A 23,227-nucleotide genomic window follows, 5' to 3' on the forward strand; every position below is an offset into this window, starting at 1 on the left:
TTAGATTAATTCAATTTAGGTTATAATGAAATTAGGCAAAAGAAATAGAAGTGTATTTTAGAGAGAATGAGGTAAGAGAAATATGATTAAAAAGTTAGTTTGTAGTGTTATTGCTACAATATCAATAATTATGCTAATACCAATTGGAGCTTCTGCAGAATGGAAAAGTGATAATCATGGCTGGTGGTATACTGAAGGAAGTTCATATATAACTGGCTGGAAGCAAATTAATAATTTGTGGTATTATTTTGGGGCTGATGGTTATATGCAAAAGGGTTGGATTAAAGATGGAGCTTGGTGGTATTACTTAAAGGATAATGGAGTTATGGCCACTGGAAAAATTTCAATTAAGGATAAGACGTATGAATTTTATGACAATGGAAGATGGAAAAATAATTATCTTCCTAGTAGAGAATCGTTAAAAGATAATAGTATGAAGCCATCAGCAAAAACATTAGAAGAAACTTCTGATTTTAGCTGGTTCGAAGAGCATGGAAATAAATATTTCAAAATTTTAGGTGGTATTTATGCCTATGGCGGATGGAATATAGATGGTGATTTGTATGTATTTGATAAAAATGGAGTATTACAGAAAGGTGAATACACTGGACAAAGCGGAAACAAATATCTTTTAGGTGAAGATGGGAAATTTGTAAAGGGAATTACTTATCCAGAGGATGAATTGTGGGTTGAAACTGCGTTAACAACTAAGTCGACCACAGATAAAAATGATGTTAAATTAGATGATAGTAATATGATGAATTTAAATGATCCATATTCTAAAGATCTCGCCGCAGGAAATGGAACAACAATTTTACAAGCACTAGATTACAAGCTAGAGAATAAAAAATCAAAACCTAAAATTGAAGGTAAAACTTTATACTGCAAGGTTAAACAATCTATATATTTGGGAAATATTAAAGTTAGCAGTGAAAATTCTAAAAGTTCAGCACTTCCAAACTTAATGGTAATGGCAAGTAGTACAGATGAGAATGTTGTTTATTCAGCAGTTGATTTAGGTTTAGAAGATGGATTCTATAAAAATATTTATCCAAAAATAGAGGCATATAAAGCAGGTAAAGCAACTATAACAATAAGCGTAAATGGAGCAAAAACCACATTTGATGTTATTGTAACTGAATAAAAATGCAATTATTATATGAAGATAAAATTAGGAAGAGATCTTGGAGAAAAGCAAGATCTCTTTTTTGCGCAGAAATATTTTTGAGAGGGAGAAAATTATAAAAACTAGATATTGACAATATATTCTACAAGTTGTAGTATGAAAATATACTACAGTTTGTAGAATAAGTTTGAGGAGGCGATATTCATGAGAATTGGAAAGATTTCAGATGCTGAAATGGAAATAATGAAAATTATTTGGAATAAGAATAGGCAAGTTACTACAGCAGATATTTTAGAAGAATTGCCGAAAGAAAATTCATGGAAGATAACAACAGTGATGACTCTTATATCAAGGTTGACTGATAAGGGGATTTTAAAAGTAGCTAAATTAGGAAAGTTAAATAATTATTCAGCCAAAATTACTGAAGAAGAATATAAAGCAATTCAAGCCGATAATTTTCTTGAAGATATGCATAACGGTTCTGTTAAAAATTTTATAGCAACTTTGTTTAATAATAAAAAAATAAGCAAAGAAGATATATCAGATTTAAAAAAATGGCTTAAGGATGTGTAGAGGCTATGGATATTTTTAAGATTCTCTTGCAAATTACCTTAACTGGAAGCTTATTGTCTTTAATATTATGCTTATTTAAGCCATTTACTAAAAAAGTTTTTAGTGCAACTTGGAATTATTATATGTTAGTTATAACATTATTATTTTTTATTATACCAATAGGAAGTTTTATTAAATTTCCAGAAATAGTAGTTTACAAGGGAACAGTTCCTATTGAAACTACAAGTAAGATATTACAGTTAGATAATAAAAAGATTTCACAAGGTGAGAATAAAGATGATATACGAGTATTAAATGATAAGAATGAATTGGTACCTCTAAATACAAATGAAATTACTTTACGAGAAGCAAAACCAATTAATGAGATACTAAAAAAAGAGATATTAATTTATATTTGGGCTATAGGTATAATAATATTTATAGCTAAGGAAGCTTATAATTATAGATCCTTTTATAAAAAGCTTAACATTGCAAGTAATATGATTGAGGATGAAATAATTATTAATGCTTTAGAGACATCTAAGAAAAATTTAAATATAAGTAAAAAAATAATTTTTTGTGAATGTTCATGCATTAAAAGCCCTATGATTACAGGAATATTGAAACCTACAATAACTATACCTAAAAGGGAAGAAAATTTGGACAAACTAGAGATAATTCTTACTCATGAATTACTTCATTTCAAAAGAAAAGATTTATGGATAAAAATAATGGCGCTTGTAGTCAATATAATTAATTGGTTTAATCCTATTGCTTATATTATTAGAAGTAAAATAAATGTTGAATGTGAATTATCCTTAGATGAGCATTTAATTAGGAATATGGATAAATCAAAAAGAAAGTACTATGGAGAAATTATTTTAGAACAAATAGAATACTCTCAAAATAAATCTTTAAGTTTAGGAGCATCAGTTTGTAAAGGTAGAAAGGAGCTTGAAACAAGATTGAAAAATATAATATTTTTTAAAAAATCAAGAAAATTAATTGTAGGTATATCATTTATAGCAGCTATGTTTTTCACGTTTACCAGCCTATTTACTGCAAATGCAGTTTTTGCTGATAATAGTAACTTGGAAAAGAATAATAAAACAACAGAATTTGCTGCTTTTGTAGCAAATGATGGCTTATATATGTCAGAATTGAAAGAAAATAATTCAATTCTTCTTGATAAAAGCCAGAAGATTAAAAAACCATTAATATCAAAGAATGGATTGTTTGTTGCATATACAAAGGAAGAAAATTTATATGTATGTAATATAAAAACTCGTGAAATAATGGAAGTATCTAAAAATATAGAGTCATACGATTGGAATAATTCAGGTGATTTAATTTATTCTAGTAGTAATTCTGGAATATCCATGTATAATGCTGAAGATAAAAATTCAAAAACACTTATAAGTAATGAATATGATTATTACAACATTAACTGTGATAGCAAAGGGAAAATATATGCAAATAAAGAATTAAAGTATTCTGAAGGAAATGACAAAAAAATAAAAACTATGGGCATAATTTGTTATGACTTAAATACTAAAGAAGAAAAGGTTATTTTAGCAAGTAAAGAAGGTACCAATAAAGAAATTAATGAGAAATATACAATTTCTGAGTTATTTGAATCAATTGGTTCAACACCTAATGTTTCAAAGGTTTCAACCGATGATAAATACTTGTATATCTGGAATGGACCTAAGTCAGGGTCATTGTCAGCTGATGCTACTGAATTTTCAGTATATGATATTTTAAATAATAAATTTATAGAAAATAATAATATGATAGCATTAGCTTATAAAGATAATATTTCACAAAATCCAGTAGATAGCAATCTTGTTGCAGTAAATAATGGTGAATATAGAGATATGTATTATAATAAAACATTAGGTATTTATAATGTAGATAATAATAGTTTTACAAATTTACTTCCGCAAGATCAAGTTTCTATGACACCAGATTATTCTGCTGATGGAAAAAACATAGTATATTCAGGAACCAATAGCATAAAAGATTCTAAATTGATAAGTAATAAAGAATGGGAAAACCAAGCGCACCATATTTATGCAGTAAATACAGATACAAAAAAAGTAATACAAATAACAAATAGTAAAGCTTTCGATTTTATGCCTAAATATTTATTAAATAATGAAATATTATTTGTACGAGAAGATGGTAATTCTTATAGTCTGTGGAAGACAAAAGATGGAGTAGAAACAAAGCTTGCAGATAATTTGAATTTTAAATCTAATTCATATACTAATATTTGGTACTATGGTCATTATGAAACTGAGCAAGTTGTAGATTTGTTTTTGGGATAATAGGTTACTATATATAATTGTAGTAAAAATGTATTAAAGTTGTAGATAAAAACTTCACTAAATTAATAATTTAGTGGAGTTTTTATTTTAAGGATAGGTCATATAGGATATAATATTAGATGGTTAGTGTAGATTTTGATATTAAAAATTATGATAAACGTATATTATAGAAAATTGAAAAGAGATAATTAATTTGAGATAAGAAAAATGAATGGATTAAATGATAATATGGAAAATAAAAATTATTTGTATAATAACTATTTAAATATGGCAAGGAACTTAAGAACTGAAAACAACTTATTAAAGGCCATGAGTTTCTATAAAAAAGCATATGCGCTAGATATAGGCAAGTTTGATATAGAGTTACTTATGGATATGGCATTGCTATATGATCAAATTGGACTTTCAAGTGAGGCAGAAAGTAAATACTTAGAGATTATTAAGCTAGATAAAGATGAAGCCATAGCATATTATGGTTTGGCTATTATATATGATGAAAATGATGAATTAGAGAAAGCTAAAACATTTTATAAAAAAGCAATAGAAAAAAATCCTAATTATGATAAAGCATATTTCTTTTTAGCAAATATATATGATGAAATTGGGCAAAAAGAGAAGGCAATACTTAATTATAAAAAGGTTATTGATATAAATCCTTATGATTTATGGGCCTATGCAAACACTGCATGTATTTTAGAAGAACAGAATAAGAATAGTGAAGCTTTGGAATATATAAATAAAGCATTGAAAGTAGATAGGAGACACTACAAGATACTTTTTAATAAAGCCGTTATTTTAAATAAGCTTGGAATGATAGAGGAAAGTAAAGAATACTATAATAAATCAATTAAAGAAAATCCAAGATATCCATTTAGTTTCCTAAATTTAGCGGTTATATATAGGGAAGAAGGAAATTTTGAAAAGGCTATTGAGATAATAACGGATGGAATAAATGAAAATATGGAAGAAGGATTTTTATATTATAATAGGGCTTGCTTTTATGTAAATATAAATGAAAATTTAAAGGCTATTAATGACATTAAAAAAAGTATACAATTAAATGAAGATTTTTTGGGGTATATGAAAAAGGATAGGGAATTAGATCCAATACGAGGAATTAAAGAATATAAAGAAATTGAAGGTACTTCAAAACAATAAAAATACAAAAGAGTTAAAGAAAAATATTTAGGAGGAACCAAAATGGAATTTATTATTGACAAGGTTAAAAGAGAGGATTTTGATGAAATAGTTAAAATATATGAACAAGGAATAAAAACTGGAATTTCAACGTTTCAAACTAAATCACCAACATATGAGGCATGGGATGAAGGACATATTAAAGAATGTAGATTAGTAGCAAGAAGTGGTGATAGAGTGTTAGGTTGGGCTACTTTAGCTAAAATATTTCAAAGACCTGTATATGATGGTCTTTTAGAATTAAGCTTATATATTGCTGAAGATGCTAGAGGTAAAAAGGTTGGACAAACATTGCTTAATGCATTGATAGAAGAATCAGAAAAACATGGAATTTGGTCAATTCAATCACTTATAATTAAGGAAAATAAAGCCAGTATTGCACTTCATGAAAAATGCGGATTCAGGCATGTAGGATATTGGGAAAAAGCAGGAAAGATGTCACATGATAATTTATGGTATGATGTTGTTATTATGGAAAGAAGAAGCACAATAATATGAACTAATAAGTAAACAAAGTTCATATAAAATAATTTTAATACTAAAAACTTAATGGAAGCTTGTCCGATGTTTGCTTACTAAAACTTTATGTTTAGAGCAAGCTGAAGGGTGAACAAGCTTCCATTTAATATTTTATGTAGTTTTTTATAATAAATGCTTTTACTTTTATAGATTGTAAAATTAGTTTCTATATTGAACTTCAGATAGATTTGATACATGTTCGTATTCTATTTTTTCATTGTTATATAAGAATTTTACCCCATCTATCCATTCGCCTCTAGATTTATTATTAGATTGAAGAAAATTCTCAATTAAAGTACCAGAAGTCACAGAACCACCAGTGGAACCTTGGAATTTTGATATCCATTTCTTATTGTTAGCGTCAGCTAAATTTATGGTGGCAACTTTTTTACCGTTAACAGTATCTATAGATTTAATTTCAATAGGTAGGTTATCAAATTTCTTTTCTGATAATGCTTTTGATAATTGTTTTAATTTATCTTCTAAGGTCGAATTTTCGTTTACTTCAATATTGCCTGATTGGTTAGGTTCTAAAGAATTTTCATCAATACTATATATATTAATTTTAATTTTATTTACCTTTGGCTCACTTTTTGATTGAGTATCATCTGATTTAGTAGCATTGGAGTTATCTTTATTTTGTTCCACAGTAGTGTTGCTGTCTGCTTTTGAAGTTGTGGTATCATTTGCTTTTTGAGTACAAGAAACCATTACAATGCTTAATAATAATACTGTAGATAAAATTAATTTTCTGATCATAATATGTACACCTCCTGAGTCTGTAATTAATATATATTATAATTACAATTATAAATTTACAGATAGGATTTTTTATTCTTTAGGAATTTATAGTAAAGTTAAATCTGTGGATAACTTATTGAAAAGGCCAATTAAGTAAGTTTTATGTGTCAAAAAGAATAAAAAATAAATCTTATTCGCCTGCATAAAATGTTCTCATATGCAGCATAGCTGCCATTTCTAAGGTGCAGATTTTTCTCACATGCGTTCGAAAAGGCAGATGCGTAAAAAAAATCTCCGGCTCCACAGTCGCCTGCGATTTTTTTATTAATTAATTGTAAATATATATTATTAATTGAGTAAATTATATCATATCATAGTATATTTTTAAAGCATATGATAAAATGGGAAAAAATGAAAAAAGTTTGACATTATATTTTTGTTATAGTATATTTTGATTATCAAACTATTTGATTTTAAAACTTTTAATTCCATATATATTCAAAAGATAAACTAATTAAAAAGCTATTTTTTTAATTAGTATTGAATTTCTATGGGTATTTTTTGTATGTCAAGGTGGAGAGTGCAGATGAATGGATAGTACACTTATAATGATCAATGAACTTTTAGTACAGTTGTTTAATGATGTTATACAAATAGAAGAACAGAGTTTAAAAAATGGCGTACTTTCAGATCTTTCAATTACTGAGATTCATACGATCGAAGCTATTGGAATGTATAAGGAAAGTACAATGTCTGAAGTAGCACAGAAGTTAAAAATTACTGTAAGTACTTTAACGACGGCTATTAATAAATTGATAAAAAAAGGATACGTAGAAAGAAAAAGAATAGAGGAAGATAGAAGAGTTGTTTTAGTTAAATTAACGAAAAGAGGAAAGTTAGCCTTTAGGCTTCATGAAAGATTTCATAGGGAAATGGTAAACACAGCTATAGACGGATTAAATTTGGAAGAAGAAGAAATTTTGGTTTCGTCTTTAAATAAAATAAATCACTTTTTTGTGAAAAAATATAAATTGGAATAATGAAGGAGAAAATTATGAACAATGTTAAGATTGCTAGTATTGGGGCATATTTACCACCTTTAGTAGTTACAAATGATAAAATAAGTGAATTTGTTGATACAAATGATGAATGGATTGTACAAAGAACAGGAATAAAGGAGCGAAGAATTTCTGAGGGAGAAAATACATCTGAAATCTCTACTAAAGCAGCTCGAATTGCTCTTGAAAGAGCTGGAGTTGATCCAAAAGATTTAGATTTAATAATAGTTGCAACTATTAGTCCAGACAAATTTATACCATCAGTTGCTTGTTTAGTCCAAAGCAATTTAGATGCTGATAAGGCTGCTTGCTTTGATATAAGTGTTGCATGTTCAGGGTTTGTATATGGATTAGAAATAGCAAGAGCACTTATGAATACAATGAACTATAAGAATGCACTAGTTATTGGTGCAGAAGTTCTTTCAAAAGTAATGGATTGGTCAGATAGAAGTACATGTATACTATTTGGAGATGGAGCAGGCGCAGCTGTATTAAAACAAGATGAAAAACAAGGAATAATCAAATCATATTTAAGATCGGATGGGAAAAAAGGGGAAGCATTGACTATAGGAGCTACTGATTTTGATACACCTTTTACTAAAGAAAAAACAGTAAGTGATAGAATTATCAAAATGAATGGTAGAGAAGTACTTAGATTTGCAGTAGGTGCAATTGATGATGCTGTTAAAGAAGTTTTAAAGGATACCGATATTTCAATAGATGAAATTAAATATGTAGTACCTCATCAGGCAAACTATAGAATTATAAAATTGGCAGCAGAAAAATTAAATTTAAGTGAAGATAAATTCTATTTGAATTTAGATAGAGTGGGGAATACATCAGCAGCATCAGTTCCTATAGTTTTAAATGAAATGTATGAGAAAGGTTTATTTAATAAAGGAGATAAAATCATTTTAGTTGCATTTGGTGGTGGCTTAACTTATGGTGCGACATTAGTTGAATGGTAAAAAAAATAAGGTTTAATAACAAGGAATTATAAAAATAACAATTATTTATATAAATTATGAACTTATTTTTAACTTTTAGGTTATTTCATTGATAACTAAAGACTATATATAGTAAAATTATTTATCATGTTAAAGTTATTTGTCTACAATTGATTCAAAAAGAGTTTATTGATGGGCATAAAGATGATTAAGGATTTGATTATGCTGGGAGGAAATTATTGTGAAAAAAAGTAGAGTGTGTGAACTATTAAAAATAGAGTATCCTATATTTCAAGGTGCAATGGCGAGAATTGCAGATGCATCTTTAGCTTCAGCTGTAAGCGAAGCAGGAGGACTTGGAATAATAACAGGAGCAGCACCAACTGAATGGGTAAGGGAACAAATACAAAAAACTAAGAAGTTAACTGATAAACCTTTTGGAGTAAATATAATGTTAATGTCAGAAAATGCTGAAGAAATAGCTGAGTTAGTTTGTGAAGAAGGAGTAGCAGTAGTTACAACTGGGGCAGGAAGTCCAGGAAAGTATATGGAAAAGTGGAAGGCTCATGGGATAAAAGTTATACCAGTAGTAGCTTCAGTAGCTTTAGCTAAAAGAATGGAAAAGGCAGGTGCTGATGCTATTATTGCAGAAGGAACTGAATCAGGAGGACATGTTGGGCAGTTGACTACAATGGCATTAGTGCCACAAGTTGTTGATGCAGTTGAAGTCCCAGTTATAGCAGCAGGTGGTATTGGTGATGGAAGAGGTGTAGCTGCATCATTCATGCTAGGAGCTGAAGGAATTCAAGTTGGAACAAGATTCTTAGTAGCTAAAGAATGCACAATACATCAAAATTACAAAGACAAGGTATTAAAAGCTAATGATATAGATACTGAAGTTACAGGAAGACCAACTGGTCATCCAGTTAGAGTTCTTAGAAACAAACTTGCAAGAACTTATTTGAAGTTAGAAAAAGAAGGAGCATCTGTTGAAGAGTTAGAAAAACTTGGAGCAGGCGCGTTGAAAAAAGCTGTTGTAGATGGTGACGTTGATAATGGATCACTTATGTCGGGACAAATTGCAGGTCTTATTAATAAAGAAGAGACTTGTAAGGAAATGATTGAAGAATTATTCAATGAAGCAAATGAATTATTTGGAAAATTTGGAGGAAACCATGAATAGTACTAAAACTGCATTTCTTTTTCCAGGTCAAGGGGTTCAAACAATAGGCATGGCAAAAGAACTTTATGAGAACATACCAGAATGTAAAGAAATTTTAGATAGAAGTGAAGAAATTTTAAAAATGCCAATTAAGCAAATGATGTTTGAAGGACCAGAAGAAGTTCTTACAGCAACAGAAAATGCTCAACCTACAATTCTTGTAGCATCACTTATGGCATTAAAGGCTCTAGAGATAAATGGAATAGAAGCTGATTATACAGCAGGTCTTAGTTTAGGTGAATACGCATCTCTTATATATGGAGGGGCTCTTTCTTTGGAAGATGGATTATTGCTTATAAAAGAAAGAGGAAGAATAATGGGAAGTGCATTACCTGAAGGGTTAGGTACAATGGCTGCAATATTAAAATTAGATGATGAAAAGTTACAAGAATTATTAAAAAGAGCAAGTGAATTTGGAGTTATAGAAGGTGCTAATTTTAATTGCCCTGGGCAAGTATCGGTTTCAGGAGAAAATAAGGCTGTTGCTGAAGCGATAAAAATAGCTAAGGAACTTGGGGGACTTGGAATTCCATTAAAGGTAAGTGGACCATTCCATAGTTCGCTTCTTGAGCCAGCAAGTGAAGAATTCTTTGATACAATAAAGAAAGTAAACATTAAAGAACTTAATAAAACAGTATATTCGAATGTTAAAGGTCTTCCATATGAACCACAAGATGATATTAGAGAATTATTAAAGAAACATATAAGATCATCTGTGCTTTTTGAAAAGACTATAAAGCATATGTTAGATAATGGAGTAGATACATTTATAGAAGTTGGTCCAGGAAAAGCACTTAGAGGATTCGTTAAGAAGATTGATAAGACTGTAAAACTTTTAAATGTTGAAGATATGACTTCATTAAATAATGCGATTGACAATAATCAATAATCAATAGTTGATTATCAATAAACTGCCAAGCATTGATAGTTGATTATTAAACATTGACAATTGAATGGAGGTAATTATATGTTAAAAGGAAAATGTGCAATTATTACAGGTGCATCAAGAGGAATAGGAAAAGCAGTAGCGTTAAAGCTTGCATCTCTTGGAGCTAATATTGTTATAAATTATAGAAGTAATGAAAAAGAAGCTTTAGAAGTTGAAAAGGAAATACAAAACATGGGAGTTGACACTTTGTGTGTTAAAGGAGATATTTCTAAAGCAGAAGAAGTGGAACATCTTATTACATGTGCTAAAGAAAAGTTTGGAATTATAGATATTATGGTTAATAATGCTGGAATTACAAAGGATACATTAATACTTAGAATGAAAGAGGAAGACTTTGATAGTGTTATTGATGTAAATTTAAAAGGAGTATTTAATTGTTTAAAGGCGATTACTCCAATTATGGTTAAACAAAAGAAAGGAAAGATAATAAATCTTTCATCAGTGGTTGGTATTTCAGGAAATGCTGGTCAAGTTAATTATTCAGCATCTAAGGCTGGGGTTATAGGAATGACAAAGTCACTAGCTAAAGAAGTTGGATCAAGAGGGATTACAGTAAATGCTGTAGCTCCAGGATATATAGAAACAGATATGACGGAAACTTTAGGAGAAAAATATAAAGAAGAAATGAAGAAAAATATTCCACTTAAGAGACTTGGAACAGCAAAAGATGTGGCAGAAGTTATAGCTTTCCTAGCAAGTGAAAGTGCGGATTATGTTACAGGTCAAGTTATCCAAGTTGACGGCGGAATGTTAATGTAATGGAGGAAGAATAGGGTTATGGAAAAAAGAGTAGTTATCACAGGTATGGGGGCTTTAACTCCAATTGGAAATGATGTTAATTCATTTTGGAATAATGCAAAGAGTGGTAAGTTAGGGATAGATTATATTACTTTAATTGATAAAGAATTAGTTGAAGTAAAAATTGCAGCTGAAGTTAAAGATTTTGATGCAGATACTTTAGTTGGGAAGAAAGAAGCTAAGAGATTAGATAGATTTGCACAATTTGCTTTAGTTGCATCAGATGAAGCTATAAAAGATTCTGGAATAGATTTAGAAAAAGAAGATTTAGAAAGATTTGGCGTAATGTTAGGTTCTGGAATAGGTGGATTCCAAACAATAGAAGACGAATGTTCAAAACTTGCAACAGGAAAATCAAAAAGAGTATCTCCATTTTTCGTGCCAATGGCAATTATAAATTTAGGAGCAGGAAATGTTGCTATTAAGTATGGCTTAAAAGGTCCATGTACATCAGCTGTAACTGCATGTGCAACAGGAACAAATAACATTGGAGATGCGTTTAGATCAATAAAGCATGGATATGCTGATGTTATGCTTGCTGGTGGAGCAGAAGCACCAATAACTAGACTTGGGATTACAGGTTTTAATAGTATGAAAGCTTTAAATACTGACAATAATCCAACTAAAGCATCTATTCCTTTTGATAAGGATAGAAGTGGATTCGTTATGGGAGAAGGTGCAGGAGTTGTAATTCTTGAATCTTTAGAACATGCACAAGCTAGAGGAGCTAACATATTAGCTGAAATTGTAGGATATGGTTCGACTTGTGATGCATATCATATTACATCCCCAGATCCAGAAGGAACTGGAGCAGCAAGAGCTATGAAGGAGGCTATACAAGAAGCGGGAATTACGACAGGAGAAGTTTCTTATATAAACGCTCATGGAACTTCAACGCCATTAAATGATAAATTTGAAACATTGGCAATCAAAAAAGCATTTGGAGAAGATGCATATAAAGTTCCAATATCATCAACAAAATCTATGACTGGACATCTTTTAGGTGCAGCAGGTGCAATTGAAACTATAATATGTGCAAAAGCACTACAAGAAGGTTTTATTCCGCCAACAATTGGATATGAAACAAAGGATGAAGAATTAGATTTAGATTATGTACCTAATGAAGGAAGAAAGAAAGAATTAGAATATGCATTAACTAATTCATTAGGTTTCGGTGGACATAACGCGACTTTATTATTAAAAAAATGGAAATAATATTAGATAAGATATATGATAAGATAAGAGATAAGAATTAAGAGGTAAGAGGTATGGGAGAAAAATTAAATTTCGAAGAAATTTATTTCTAAAACTCCTAACTCCTAACTGAATAAATTGGAGGATTATTATGGACTTTGAGAAAATTAAAGAGCTTATTAAATTAGTGGATGCTTCAAGCCTAGCTTTTTTTGAACTTAAAAATGGCAATGATCACATAAAAATGGATAAATCATTAGTTAGAGGGATAGCTGATAATACTGTTAAATCAAGCGGTATTAATCAAGTGACTAATATTCCACCAAGTGCTGAAACTACTGTTATTAAAGAAAAAACTGAAACTCATATAGTTGAAAGTGAAGAATTAAAAACTACAGAAAAGGAAACCATTGTAGATGATAAAGATATTAGTGTTATAACTTCACCTATGGTAGGAACATTTTATTCAGCAGCTTCACCAGATAGTGCGCCTTTTGCGCAAGTGGGAGATACAGTTGCTAAAGGTAAAATTATATGTATAATTGAAGCTATGAAACTAATGAATGAAATAGAAAGTGAATATAATGGAGTAATAGTTGAATGTTTGGCTAAAGATGGTGATATGGTAGAATACGGTCAACCATTATTTAAGGTTAAGGGGGAATAATAAATGCTTGATACTAATCAAATAAAAGAAATTATACCTCATAGATATCCAATGCTATTAATAGACAGAGTTCTTGAAATGGATATTGAGGAAAAATTATTTGTTAAAGGGTATAAAAATGTATCTGCTAACGAAGCATATTTTCAAGGACATTATCCACAAGAGCCAATTATGCCAGGAGTTTTGCAAATTGAAGCATTAGCTCAAACAGGAACAGTGGCTATTCTTTCTATGGAAAAATTTAAAGGTAAAACTCCTTTATTTGCAGGAATTAATAAAGCTAGATTTAAAGGAAAAGTTGTACCTGGTGATAGATTAGATTTATTTTGTGAAATAATAAAAATCAAGGGGCCTATAGGGATAGGTCACGGAATAGCATCAGTTGATGGAAAAACAGTTTGCGAAGCAGAAATACTTTTTGCATTGCAGTAGGATAGGTGAGAATAATGTTAAAGAAGGTACTAATTGCCAATAGAGGCGAAATTGCAGTTAGAATAATTAGAGCTTGCAGAGAAATGGGAATAAGTACAGTTGCAGTTTATTCAGAAGCAGATAAAGAAGCTCTACATACTCAATTAGCTGATGAAGCTGTGTGTATTGGTCCTGCAATGCCTAAAGATAGCTATTTAAATATAACAAATATTTTAAGCGCATGTGTTTTAACAGGAGCTGATGCTATACATCCAGGCTTTGGATTTTTATCTGAGAATCCAAAATTTGCAAAGATGTGTAAACAATGTAACATAAAATTTATTGGGCCTGATTATGAAACAATAGAAATGATGGGAAACAAAGCAGAAGCTAGAAAGATAATGAAAATATCAGGAGTTCCTGTTGTTCCTGGATATGAGGGCGAAATAAGAGATGAAAATCATGCCTTAGAAATAGCAAAAGAAATTGGATATCCAATAATGATAAAGGCATCAGCTGGTGGTGGTGGAAAAGGAATAAGAATTGCTCATAATGATGATGAATTTTTATTAGGCTTTAAAACTGCTAAAGCAGAAGCAAAGGCTTGTTTTGGGGATGATTCTTTATATATAGAAAAATTTGTTCAAAAACCAAAGCATATTGAATTTCAAATATTAGCAGATGAATATGGAAATGTAATTCATTTATGTGAAAGAGAATGTTCTATGCAAAGAAAAAACCAAAAGGTTTTAGAAGAAGCTCCATCTAATGTACTTACGCCAGAATTAAGAGAGAAGATGGGTGAAATTGCAAAAAAGGCAGCTCTTGCAGTAGATTATAAAAATGCAGGAACTATAGAATTCTTATTTGATAAAGATAATAATTTTTATTTTATGGAAATGAACACAAGAATACAAGTAGAACATCCAATTACAGAAATGATTACAGGTATTGATTTAGTTAAGCAACAACTAAAGATAGCATCAGGAGAAAAGCTTGGATTTACTCAAGATGATATAGAAATTAAAGGTCATGCAATAGAATGTAGAGTTAATGCAGAAGATCCAGATCATGACTTTAGGCCTTGTCCAGGAAAAATAGAAGAACTTTGCATTCCAGGTGGAATGGGAGTTAGAATTGATTCGGCAATATTCTGTGGTTATAAAATACCCCATTGTTATGATTCTATGATGGCTAAGGTAATTACCTTTGGAAATGATAGAAATGAAGCTATTGTCAAAATGAATAGGGCATTAGCAGAATTTGCAGTAGGTGGAGTAAAAACAAATATTGATTTTGAATTATCAATACTAGAAAGTAAAGAATTCTTAGAAGGGGATTATGACACTTCATTTTTAGCAGAAAAGATGGTGAAGAAGAATGCTTAAGGATTTATTTAAAAAGAAGACATATGCAACTGTCAAGTCTTCAAGCATAAAAAAGAATGTTTCTGAAGAAAAACCTAATATTCCATCAGGTATGTGGGTTAAGTGTGACAAATGTAATGCCATGATTTATGGCGAAGATTTGGAAAATTCTAAATATGTTTGTTCAACTTGTGGGTATCATTTTAGATTAAATGCAAAACAAAGAATAAGAATGTTTTTAGATAAGGATACTTTTAAAGAATTTTGGAGAGAATTCAAGACAACGAATCCTTTAGAATTTGAAGGCTATGAAGAAAAATTAAAGAGTGGAAAAACTACTAGTACTGAAGCAGTTGTTACAGGAGTGGGGCAGTTAAATGGCTTAAGTGTCGCATGTGCTGTTATGGATAGTTTTTTTATGATGGGAAGTATGGGAACTGTTGTAGGAGAAAAAATCACGAGACTTGTTGAATATGCTACAGAAAATAAACTTCCAATAATAATTTTCACAACATCAGGCGGAGCTAGAATGCAAGAAGGTATATATTCTCTTATGCAAATGGCAAAAGTAAGTGCAGCTCTTGCAAGACATGATGAAGCCGGTCTTTTATATATTACTGTATTAACAGATCCGACAACAGGAGGAGTAACAGCAAGCTTTGCTATGGAAGGTGACATTATATTAAGTGAACCAAATGCTTTGGTTGGATTTGCAGGAAGAAGAGTAATTGAAAATACAATTAAAGAAAGTCTTCCAGACGATTTTCAAAAGGCAGAGTTTTTACTTGAAAAAGGATTTATAGATGCTATTGTAGAAAGAAAGAACATGAGGGCTTGTATATACAAAATTCTTGTTTTACATGGGGTGAGAAATAATGGATAAGGACTTTATAAAAATTAATACGACACCATGGGAAAATGTTGAAATTGCAAGGCATAAAGATAGGCCAACTGGCAAGTATTATATAGAAACTATTTTTAATGACTTTATTGAATTTCATGGAGATAGAAGTTTTGGAGATGATAAATCCATAATTGGAGGAATTGCATCAATTGGTGATACAAATGTGACAGTTATAGCAATCACTAAAGGTTCAAACACTAATGAAAATATAGAAAGAAATTTTGGAATGCCAAATCCAGAAGGATATAGAAAAGCATTAAGACTTATGAAGCAAGCTGAAAAATTCAAAAGACCTGTGGTTTGTTTTATAGACACACCAGGCGCATTTCCAGGAATTGGAGCAGAAGAAAGAGGCCAAGGGCAAGCCATAGCTAATAATCTATTTGAATTAAGCAGATTAAAGACGCCAATAATATCTATTTTAACAGGTGAAGGTGGAAGTGGTGGAGCTTTAGCACTAGCAGTTGCAGATAAAATTTTCATGTTAGAATATTCTATATACTCAATTCTTACTCCAGAAGGGTTCGCATCTATTTTATGGAAAGATGCTAGCAGAGCAAAAGAAGCAGCATCAGTTATGAAAATTACAGCTAAAGATTTAAAAGATTTTAATATAATTGATGATATTATAAAGGAACCTAGAGGTGGAGCACATAGAAACCCAGGTAGAACAGCGGGATTGATTAAGAAAGTTATTTTAGACTCATTACAAGAATTAAAAGATAAAAATTTAAATGAATTAGTTCAAGATAGATACAATAAATTTAGACAAATGGGAAATTTTTATTAATGGAATTATAGTTTTGGATTTTTCTAATATATAAACTCAAAAGATATATAAATGTATAGACTATGGAGTAAAACTCTTTAGTCTTATTTTTTTTGTTTAATTGAGATAAGTTATGGGATATAATATAATAAGTAAAATAAAAATTGGTGATAAATATAGAGTTAAGGGTAAAATACTTAATAGTATATGGGATGTGCTTATAGAAAACATTATATTTAAGTTAATGCATAGAGGTGAAATATGGAGAGTAATAGTACAAGAGTTGCAAAGATTGCAACAAAGATGGCTATATGTGATAGACATGAAGAAGAGCAATTAAAAAAGTATTACAGCGAAAAAGGAATAAAAGTAACAGCAGTAAATATTGGTGGAAATATTAATTCATCTATAACGAAGATACTTGAAAGTGCTTTAGTTGCTGCAAAAAGAAATGAGTTAATAAGAGAAGAGCATTTACATGAAGGGGCTGTTATAGGAGCAACAAGAGATGCAATAATGCAGATTGCCAATAGAGCAAATGGATTGAATGTAGGTGGAAAAATAGGAATAGCAAAGAGAGGGGAGCATATATCTGTTTGCATATTTCTAAATATAGGATTGCTACATTTAGATGAAGTAGTTATAGGAATAGGACATAGATCTTTGCCACAGTAATAAAATATCAGATGTATTCATAGGTTTTGAAAAATTCCTATGAATTTTTTTATTGATATTTAAAGATTTATAATTGGAGCGCATATTTTATATAATTTTTGTAGTGAAATATTAAAGAATTATTCAAAAATAAGGATGATCAACTTTACAAAAAATATAAAATATGATATTATAACTTAAAAGTTTTATAATTTATTATCAATTTTATTAAGCAATTATCATAAATATATTTATATATTTATAAAATTAATTATAGAAGGTTAAAAGAGATCAAGTAGTATAGTAGGAAATTGATAATAGCAAATAACAGGAGGATAGAATTATGGTAGGAAAAAGAAAATTAGCTATTTTATTATGTACGGTTTTAGTTGGAGGAATTCTTGGAGGCTGTGGAAATGGGGGAGCAGATTCTAATAAAGGAAGTAATGCTTCAGCACAGGTTAAGAATATCGGTATTTTACAATTAGTTCAACATGATGCACTAGATGCTGCTAATAAAGGATTTGTTGATGGTCTTAAGGAAAAAGGTTTTGAAGATGGAAAGAACATCAAAATAGAACAACAAAATGCTCAAGGAGATCAAGGTAATGCGCAAACTATAGCAAAACAATTTGCAGATTCTAAAAAAGATTTGATTTTTGCAATTGCTACACCAGCTGTACAAGCTGCATATAATTCAACAAAGGATATTCCAATAGTATTTACTGCAGTAACAGATCCAGTTAAGGCAGAAGTTGCAAAAGATTGGAAGAGTTCAGGTACTAATGTTACTGGTACATCAGACAAGGTTCCGGTGGACAAGCAAATAGAATTATTGAAAAAATTAATTCCAAATGCAAAAACAGTAGGAGTAATTTATAATACTTCTGAAACAAACTCTGTAATTCAAGTTGATGAGCTTAAGGCAGCAGCAGAAAAGGCTGGCTTAAAAGTAAAAGAAGTTGGCGTTACTAATGTAAATGAAATTAATCAAAATTTATCAAATGCTTTGGGTGAAATGGATGTATTGTATACACCAACAGATAACACAGTAGCTTCAGGTTATTCTTTAGTAGGAAAACTTTGCTTAGATAAAAAAGTTCCTATAATAGGAGCTGAAGAAGCAATTGTAAGTAAAGGTGGTCTTGCATCAATTGGAATAGATTACTACAAATTAGGTAAGGAAGCAGGAGCTAAAGCGGCAGATGTATTAAATGGAAAGAAGCCTTCAGAAGTTGAAATAACTACCTTAAGTGATATGGCATTTACTATAAACACAGACACTGCTAAAAAATTGAATATAACTATACCAAAAGAAATAGAAGATAAAGCTAAGAAAGTGACTGGAGGCGCTGAATAGTGGATGTTTTAATTAATGTTTTAGAACAAGGGTTACTATTTTCACTTGTAGCAATAGCAGTTTATATAACCTATAAAATATTGGACTTTCCAGATATGTCTGTTGATGGTACTTTTCCAATGGGAGCAGCTATTTCAGCAGCTCTTTTGGTTCAAGGTGTAAATCCTTGGATTACTCTTATAGCGGCAGCTATTGGAGGTGGAATAGCTGGGGCAATAACAGGCTTTCTACATGTTAAATTTAAAATAGATAATTTAATGGCTGGTATACTTATGATGATAGGTTTATATTCTATAAACTTAAGAATAATGGGAAAAGCTAATATTCCTTTATTTAATGCTAATCATGTCTTTAAATTAGGAATACCGGCTATGGGAATTATTATTGCAATGCTTGTAGTAGTTAAGATTTTATTTGATTTATATATGAAAACAAAGTCTGGATTTTTGCTTACAGCTGTAGGAGATAATGAACAAGTAGTTTCTTCTCTTGGGGTAAATAAAGATATGATTAAAGTTTTAGGACTCGCTATAAGTAATGCATTAGCAGCATTAGCAGGAGCCTTAACTGCTCAATATCAAGGATTTAGTGATGTTGGAATGGGAACTGGTACTGTTGTAATGGGACTTGCAGCTGTAATTATTGGAACTTCATTATTTGAAAAGATATCTTTTATAAAAGCAACTACATTATCAATAATTGGAGCAGTTATTTATAAATGTGCAATTGCTATAGTATTAAAATATGGATCAGTCGTTGGAATTACGCCTAATGATTTAAAGTTAATGACAGCAATAATTGTAATTATTGCACTATGTTCTAATAATGGAATTTTTAAATTTAAAAAGAAAAAGACTATTGTGGAAGGTGGTGCAGTTGATGTTAAAAGTCAAACAACTATCCAAAGTATTTAATCCTAATACTATAAATGAAAACAGGGTTTTTGATGGATTGTCTTTATCAGTTAATCAGGGGGATTTTATAAGTATTATAGGCTCTAATGGGGCAGGAAAGTCTACTTTATTAAATATGATATCTGGAACTTTAGAAGCTGATTCAGGATCGATCGTATTAGATGGAGATGAAGTTGTTAATAAACCAGAATATATTAGATCTAGATCAATAGGTAGAGTGTTTCAAGATCCATCAAAAGGTGTATCACCTAATATGACAATTTTAGAAAACATAGCATTAGCTGATAATAAAGGTAAGAAATTTGGACTTAGCTTTGGAATAAATAAGAAAAGAATAGAATACTATAAAGAAATGGTAAGAGAATTAAACTTGGGATTAGAAGATAAACTTTATAATAAAGTATTGTTGTTATCAGGAGGCCAAAGACAAGCTCTTACATTGCTTATGTCAGTGATGTCTAAACCTAAATTGCTATTATTAGATGAGCATACTGCTGCTCTAGATCCAAAGACTTCAGAAAAAATCATGGATATAACAAGAACAATTGTAAAAGATAGTGGAATAACTACTTTGATGGTTACACACAATCTTAAACATGCTCTTGAAAATGGAAATAGACTTTTTATGATGCATAGAGGAGAAATTCTATATGATGTAAAAGGCGAAGAAAAAGAAAAATTGGATACTAGTAAGCTTCTTGGGCTTTTTGAAAAAGCTAATGGTGGAGAGGCTTTAAGTGATAGAACTTTATTTGGATAAAAGTATAAAGAATATAGTTGATAGATACATTAGATTCAGGTAGAATTATTTTTATTTTAAAAATAACCTGTTTCATGCTGCATATAGTATGAAACGGGTTTTATTATATTTCAGATATTTGATTTCTTCAAGCTATGAACATAACGGTGTTGATTTAGTATAAAGAAAAGCTTTTTGTAAATACTAAAATCTGAAGAGAAAAATAGTATTGCGGAGAGTTTGAAAAATGAATGAAGAATATATTAAGAATGAAGAAATTATAAAATTTGAAGATATTTTTGATATACTGATTAAGAGATGGAAAATGATACTTCTAATAACATTAAGTATAGCTTTGATAGCTGTAGGTATAAATTTTTTTTTGGTTGCACCTAAATATAAAGCAAGTGAAAAAGTATTTATAGGAAAGGAAGATACCAAAGATCAAAGTTATAATACTAATGACGTTCAAATGTATCAGAAGCTTATAAAGACATATGCAGAATTAATGATGACTGATGATTTAGTTGATAGAGCAATTAAATCAGATAGTTTAAATATAACATCAGAAAAAGTACTTAGCAGTTTGACAGTTACTCCAAGAACTGATACTCAAATTATAGAAATTCAATATATAAGTACAGATAAAGCATTAGCTAAAGATGTAGTAAATTCAATTACAAATGAATTTATAAAATCATCTAAAGAACTTATACCCAATGGTAAGGTGAAAGTAATAGAAAGTGCAAAAGTTCCTGAAAGCCCGTCTAGTCCTAACAAAACTATGAATATATCTATTGCATCTTTAGTTGGCTTTATTATTAGTATTGGATTAGCATTTTTGTTAGAGTTTGTAGATAATACATTTAAGACAAAAGGTCAACTGGAAGAAGCGCTAGGGATACCTGTTATTGGTGTAATTCCTGATGATGTTGAATAAAGGGGTTTAAAGTTATGTTGGAGTCGAGAAGAATTAAAAAAGCAATAGAATTTCAAGAATATAAGGGTTTTGTAGTAGAGCAAAACCCAAAATCCATAGCAGCTGAGTCATATAGGACCTTAAGAACGAATATACAATACTCATCATTTGATAAACAAATAAAAACAATAGTTATTACAAGTGCAGAAGCAGCAGAAGGAAAATCTACAGTATCAGGTAATCTTGCATTATCATTTGCTCAAAATGAAAAGAGGGTTATATTAATAGATTGTGATTTAAGAAAACCTTCAATGCATAAAAAATTTAAGATATCAAATTTAATTGGCTTGTCAGAAGTGCTTATAGGTAAAGAAGAATTAGAAAATGCAGTAGAAAAGCGTAATGATAATTTAGATATTTTAACATCAGGTAAAATTCCACCTAATCCATCAGAAATGTTATCTTCAACAGCTATGACTGCATTGATAGGAAGACTGAGAGAAAAATATGATATTATTATTTTAGACAGTGCACCACTTAAAGCAGTTACAGATGCTCAAATACTTTCAACGAAAGTAGATGGGACTATTCTTGTAACACGAGCTAAAAGAACTAGTAAAGAATCCGTAATTGAGGCTAAGAGTCTTTTGAATAAGGTAGGTGCTAATATAATAGGTACAGTTTTACATGCAGTTGAAAACACTAGAGGAAAATATTATTACTATTATGGAAGTGGCGATGAGAATAAGGATTAAAAATAATAAAAAGAGTATTTTAAAATGAAATTAAAGAAACTTTCAAGAAACAGATTATAGAAAAGTTAGCTAGGAGCAAAATATGATAGTAGATATTCATTCACATATAATACCGGGAATTGATGATGGAGCAAAAAATATGGAAATTACCTTAGAGATGTTAAGGAATGCAGAAAAAGATGGAACTAAACAAATAATTGCAACACCTCATTATCTTTTGGAATATGGTGAAGCTATGATTTCAGAAGTGAAGGAATTTGTTAATGAGATTAATGAAATACTGACTCGAGAGGGGGTAGATGTGAAGGTATATAGTGGACAAGAGGTGTATTATACTGAAAATATAATACAATATTATATGGAAGGGAAAATTGGAACATTAAATGATTCAAAATATATGTTAATTGAATTTCCTATGAGAAAATTTGATGATAATATTATAGATATAATTTATGAACTTCAAGTTAGACATATTATTCCAATAATAGCTCATCCAGAAAGATATAAGACTATTATTGAAAAAACTTCATATATTAATAGGTTTATTAACGAGGGATATCTATTTCAAATGAATACTGGAAGTTTAGAAGGAAAGTTTGGGGCAGATGTAAAAAAAACTGCAGAGACTCTTTTAAGGAGTGGAATATATAATTTCATTGGATCAGATGCACATGATAATAAAAATAGGAATACAGGATTATCTGCTGCAATAACATTAATAAATAAGTATGATAGTAATCTTGAAAAAATATTTAATGATAGTTCAGTAAAAATTCTAAACTGTGAGCAGGTTGACTTCTTTGGTGAAGAAATTAAAGAGAAGAAATCAATATTCTCATTTTTTAAGAAATGAATTTATATAAAATGTATATGGGACAATTCTAAATAATATTAATATATAACTTAATTAAAGGGCGTTAAACATTTTGGAAATAAAATGTTTGGTGCTCTTTTTTAGTTAATAAGATCAGGTGATGTTATTACTTTTGGGTTATCATTTGCCTATTGTTTTAGAAGAAAGATTTTACTTTTAATTGTAGCTAAAAATGTTTATATAGAATTAATTAAATCTGATTATATTTATTTCATACAATAAATATTGCGACACTATATGACAAGAAAAAATATAAATGTC

At 29.8% G+C, this 23,227-nt stretch carries 24 protein-coding genes; 23 read left to right on the forward strand and 1 reads right to left on the reverse strand.

The genetic code is table 11. The features are described from left to right. Positions 1 to 82: 82 nt before the first annotated feature. The 5 genes from L3B98_RS01880 (at position 83) to L3B98_RS01900 (ending at position 5,703) form a co-directional block, all read left to right on the forward strand. Positions 83 to 1,144, forward strand: a complete 1,062-nt coding sequence (locus L3B98_RS01880) for a cell wall-binding repeat-containing protein (protein WP_015391256.1) — start codon at positions 83 to 85, stop codon at positions 1,142 to 1,144. Positions 1,145 to 1,330: 186 nt separating this feature from the next. Further along, positions 1,331 to 1,699 (forward strand): BlaI/MecI/CopY family transcriptional regulator, encoded by a 369-nt coding sequence (locus L3B98_RS01885; protein ID WP_026106439.1) that lies wholly within the window; start codon positions 1,331 to 1,333, stop codon positions 1,697 to 1,699. A 5-nt stretch (positions 1,700 to 1,704) separates the two neighbouring features. After that, positions 1,705 to 4,008 carry a M56 family metallopeptidase gene (locus L3B98_RS01890; protein WP_238915383.1) on the forward strand — a complete coding sequence of 768 codons (2,304 nt, stop codon included), beginning with the start codon at positions 1,705 to 1,707 and terminating at the stop codon, positions 4,006 to 4,008. Positions 4,009 to 4,236: 228 nt separating this feature from the next. Further along, complete coding sequence (locus tag L3B98_RS01895) at positions 4,237 to 5,166, forward strand: tetratricopeptide repeat protein (protein ID WP_077361035.1); 930 nt, start codon at positions 4,237 to 4,239, stop codon at positions 5,164 to 5,166. Between the two features lie 42 nt (positions 5,167 to 5,208). Next, positions 5,209 to 5,703, forward strand: coding sequence for a GNAT family N-acetyltransferase (locus tag L3B98_RS01900; RefSeq protein WP_015391260.1), 495 nt, complete (start codon positions 5,209 to 5,211; stop codon positions 5,701 to 5,703). 180 nt (positions 5,704 to 5,883) lie between these two features. Here L3B98_RS01900 and L3B98_RS01905 read toward each other — a convergent pair whose 3' ends face one another. Continuing rightward, the gene (locus L3B98_RS01905) at positions 5,884 to 6,483 is read right to left on the reverse strand and encodes a hypothetical protein (protein WP_238915384.1); all 600 of its coding nucleotides are present in this window, start codon (positions 6,481 to 6,483) and stop codon (positions 5,884 to 5,886) included. A 572-nt stretch (positions 6,484 to 7,055) separates the two neighbouring features. On the opposite strand from L3B98_RS01905, the gene L3B98_RS01910 reads away from it, so the two are divergent. The 18 genes from L3B98_RS01910 (at position 7,056) to L3B98_RS01995 (ending at position 22,945) form a co-directional block, all read left to right on the forward strand. Then, entirely contained in the window at positions 7,056 to 7,505 is a 450-nt protein-coding gene (locus tag L3B98_RS01910; protein WP_238915386.1) for a MarR family transcriptional regulator, read from the forward strand. A 14-nt stretch (positions 7,506 to 7,519) separates the two neighbouring features. Beyond that, positions 7,520 to 8,491 carry a beta-ketoacyl-ACP synthase III gene (locus L3B98_RS01915; RefSeq protein ID WP_015391263.1) on the forward strand — a complete coding sequence of 324 codons (972 nt, stop codon included), beginning with the start codon at positions 7,520 to 7,522 and terminating at the stop codon, positions 8,489 to 8,491. A gap of 220 nt (positions 8,492 to 8,711) precedes the next feature. After that, the gene (gene fabK, locus L3B98_RS01920) at positions 8,712 to 9,653 is read left to right on the forward strand and encodes an enoyl-[acyl-carrier-protein] reductase FabK (protein WP_015391264.1); all 942 of its coding nucleotides are present in this window, start codon (positions 8,712 to 8,714) and stop codon (positions 9,651 to 9,653) included. Further along, positions 9,646 to 10,581: an ACP S-malonyltransferase gene (gene fabD, locus L3B98_RS01925; protein ID WP_238915387.1), complete on the forward strand. Its 936-nt coding sequence runs from the start codon at positions 9,646 to 9,648 to the stop codon at positions 10,579 to 10,581. The genes fabK and fabD overlap by 8 nt, the downstream gene beginning before the upstream one ends. Before the next feature lie 78 nt (positions 10,582 to 10,659). Next, on the forward strand, positions 10,660 to 11,400 hold the full coding sequence (gene fabG, locus L3B98_RS01930; protein ID WP_238915389.1) for a 3-oxoacyl-[acyl-carrier-protein] reductase: 741 nt from the start codon (positions 10,660 to 10,662) through the stop codon (positions 11,398 to 11,400). A gap of 18 nt (positions 11,401 to 11,418) precedes the next feature. Beyond that, positions 11,419 to 12,654 (forward strand): beta-ketoacyl-ACP synthase II, encoded by a 1,236-nt coding sequence (gene fabF, locus L3B98_RS01935; protein WP_238915392.1) that lies wholly within the window; start codon positions 11,419 to 11,421, stop codon positions 12,652 to 12,654. A 130-nt stretch (positions 12,655 to 12,784) separates the two neighbouring features. Next, on the forward strand, positions 12,785 to 13,300 hold the full coding sequence (accB, locus tag L3B98_RS01940; protein ID WP_238915394.1) for an acetyl-CoA carboxylase biotin carboxyl carrier protein: 516 nt from the start codon (positions 12,785 to 12,787) through the stop codon (positions 13,298 to 13,300). 3 nt (positions 13,301 to 13,303) lie between these two features. Further along, positions 13,304 to 13,732 carry a 3-hydroxyacyl-ACP dehydratase FabZ gene (fabZ, locus tag L3B98_RS01945; protein WP_015391269.1) on the forward strand — a complete coding sequence of 143 codons (429 nt, stop codon included), beginning with the start codon at positions 13,304 to 13,306 and terminating at the stop codon, positions 13,730 to 13,732. Positions 13,733 to 13,746: 14 nt separating this feature from the next. Further along, the gene (locus L3B98_RS01950; protein WP_238915395.1) at positions 13,747 to 15,099 is read left to right on the forward strand and encodes an acetyl-CoA carboxylase biotin carboxylase subunit; all 1,353 of its coding nucleotides are present in this window, start codon (positions 13,747 to 13,749) and stop codon (positions 15,097 to 15,099) included. After that, positions 15,092 to 15,961, forward strand: a complete 870-nt coding sequence (gene accD, locus L3B98_RS01955) for an acetyl-CoA carboxylase, carboxyltransferase subunit beta (protein ID WP_238915396.1) — start codon at positions 15,092 to 15,094, stop codon at positions 15,959 to 15,961. The genes L3B98_RS01950 and accD overlap by 8 nt, the downstream gene beginning before the upstream one ends. After that, positions 15,954 to 16,772, forward strand: coding sequence for an acetyl-CoA carboxylase carboxyltransferase subunit alpha (locus L3B98_RS01960; RefSeq protein WP_015391272.1), 819 nt, complete (start codon positions 15,954 to 15,956; stop codon positions 16,770 to 16,772). The genes accD and L3B98_RS01960 overlap by 8 nt, the downstream gene beginning before the upstream one ends. Before the next feature lie 240 nt (positions 16,773 to 17,012). Next, on the forward strand, positions 17,013 to 17,426 hold the full coding sequence (locus L3B98_RS01965) for a HutP family protein (protein ID WP_015391273.1): 414 nt from the start codon (positions 17,013 to 17,015) through the stop codon (positions 17,424 to 17,426). 322 nt (positions 17,427 to 17,748) lie between these two features. After that, on the forward strand, positions 17,749 to 18,765 hold the full coding sequence (locus tag L3B98_RS01970; RefSeq protein WP_238915398.1) for an ABC transporter substrate-binding protein: 1,017 nt from the start codon (positions 17,749 to 17,751) through the stop codon (positions 18,763 to 18,765). Next, positions 18,765 to 19,679, forward strand: coding sequence for an ABC transporter permease (locus L3B98_RS01975; protein ID WP_238915403.1), 915 nt, complete (start codon positions 18,765 to 18,767; stop codon positions 19,677 to 19,679). Before L3B98_RS01970 ends, L3B98_RS01975 begins: the two co-directional genes overlap by 1 nt. Then, positions 19,645 to 20,439 (forward strand): ATP-binding cassette domain-containing protein, encoded by a 795-nt coding sequence (locus tag L3B98_RS01980; protein WP_077361049.1) that lies wholly within the window; start codon positions 19,645 to 19,647, stop codon positions 20,437 to 20,439. The genes L3B98_RS01975 and L3B98_RS01980 overlap by 35 nt, the downstream gene beginning before the upstream one ends. 226 nt (positions 20,440 to 20,665) lie before the next feature. Next, positions 20,666 to 21,358, forward strand: coding sequence for a Wzz/FepE/Etk N-terminal domain-containing protein (locus L3B98_RS01985; protein WP_238915404.1), 693 nt, complete (start codon positions 20,666 to 20,668; stop codon positions 21,356 to 21,358). A 14-nt stretch (positions 21,359 to 21,372) separates the two neighbouring features. After that, positions 21,373 to 22,092, forward strand: a complete 720-nt coding sequence (locus L3B98_RS01990) for a CpsD/CapB family tyrosine-protein kinase (protein WP_238915405.1) — start codon at positions 21,373 to 21,375, stop codon at positions 22,090 to 22,092. Positions 22,093 to 22,174: 82 nt separating this feature from the next. Next, complete coding sequence (locus L3B98_RS01995) at positions 22,175 to 22,945, forward strand: CpsB/CapC family capsule biosynthesis tyrosine phosphatase (RefSeq protein ID WP_238915407.1); 771 nt, start codon at positions 22,175 to 22,177, stop codon at positions 22,943 to 22,945. The last annotated feature ends 282 nt before the right edge of the window (positions 22,946 to 23,227 follow it).

Source organism: Clostridium sp. YIM B02555 (genome assembly GCF_022320955.1).
Lineage (GTDB): Bacteria > Bacillota > Clostridia > Clostridiales > Clostridiaceae > Clostridium > Clostridium saccharoperbutylacetonicum.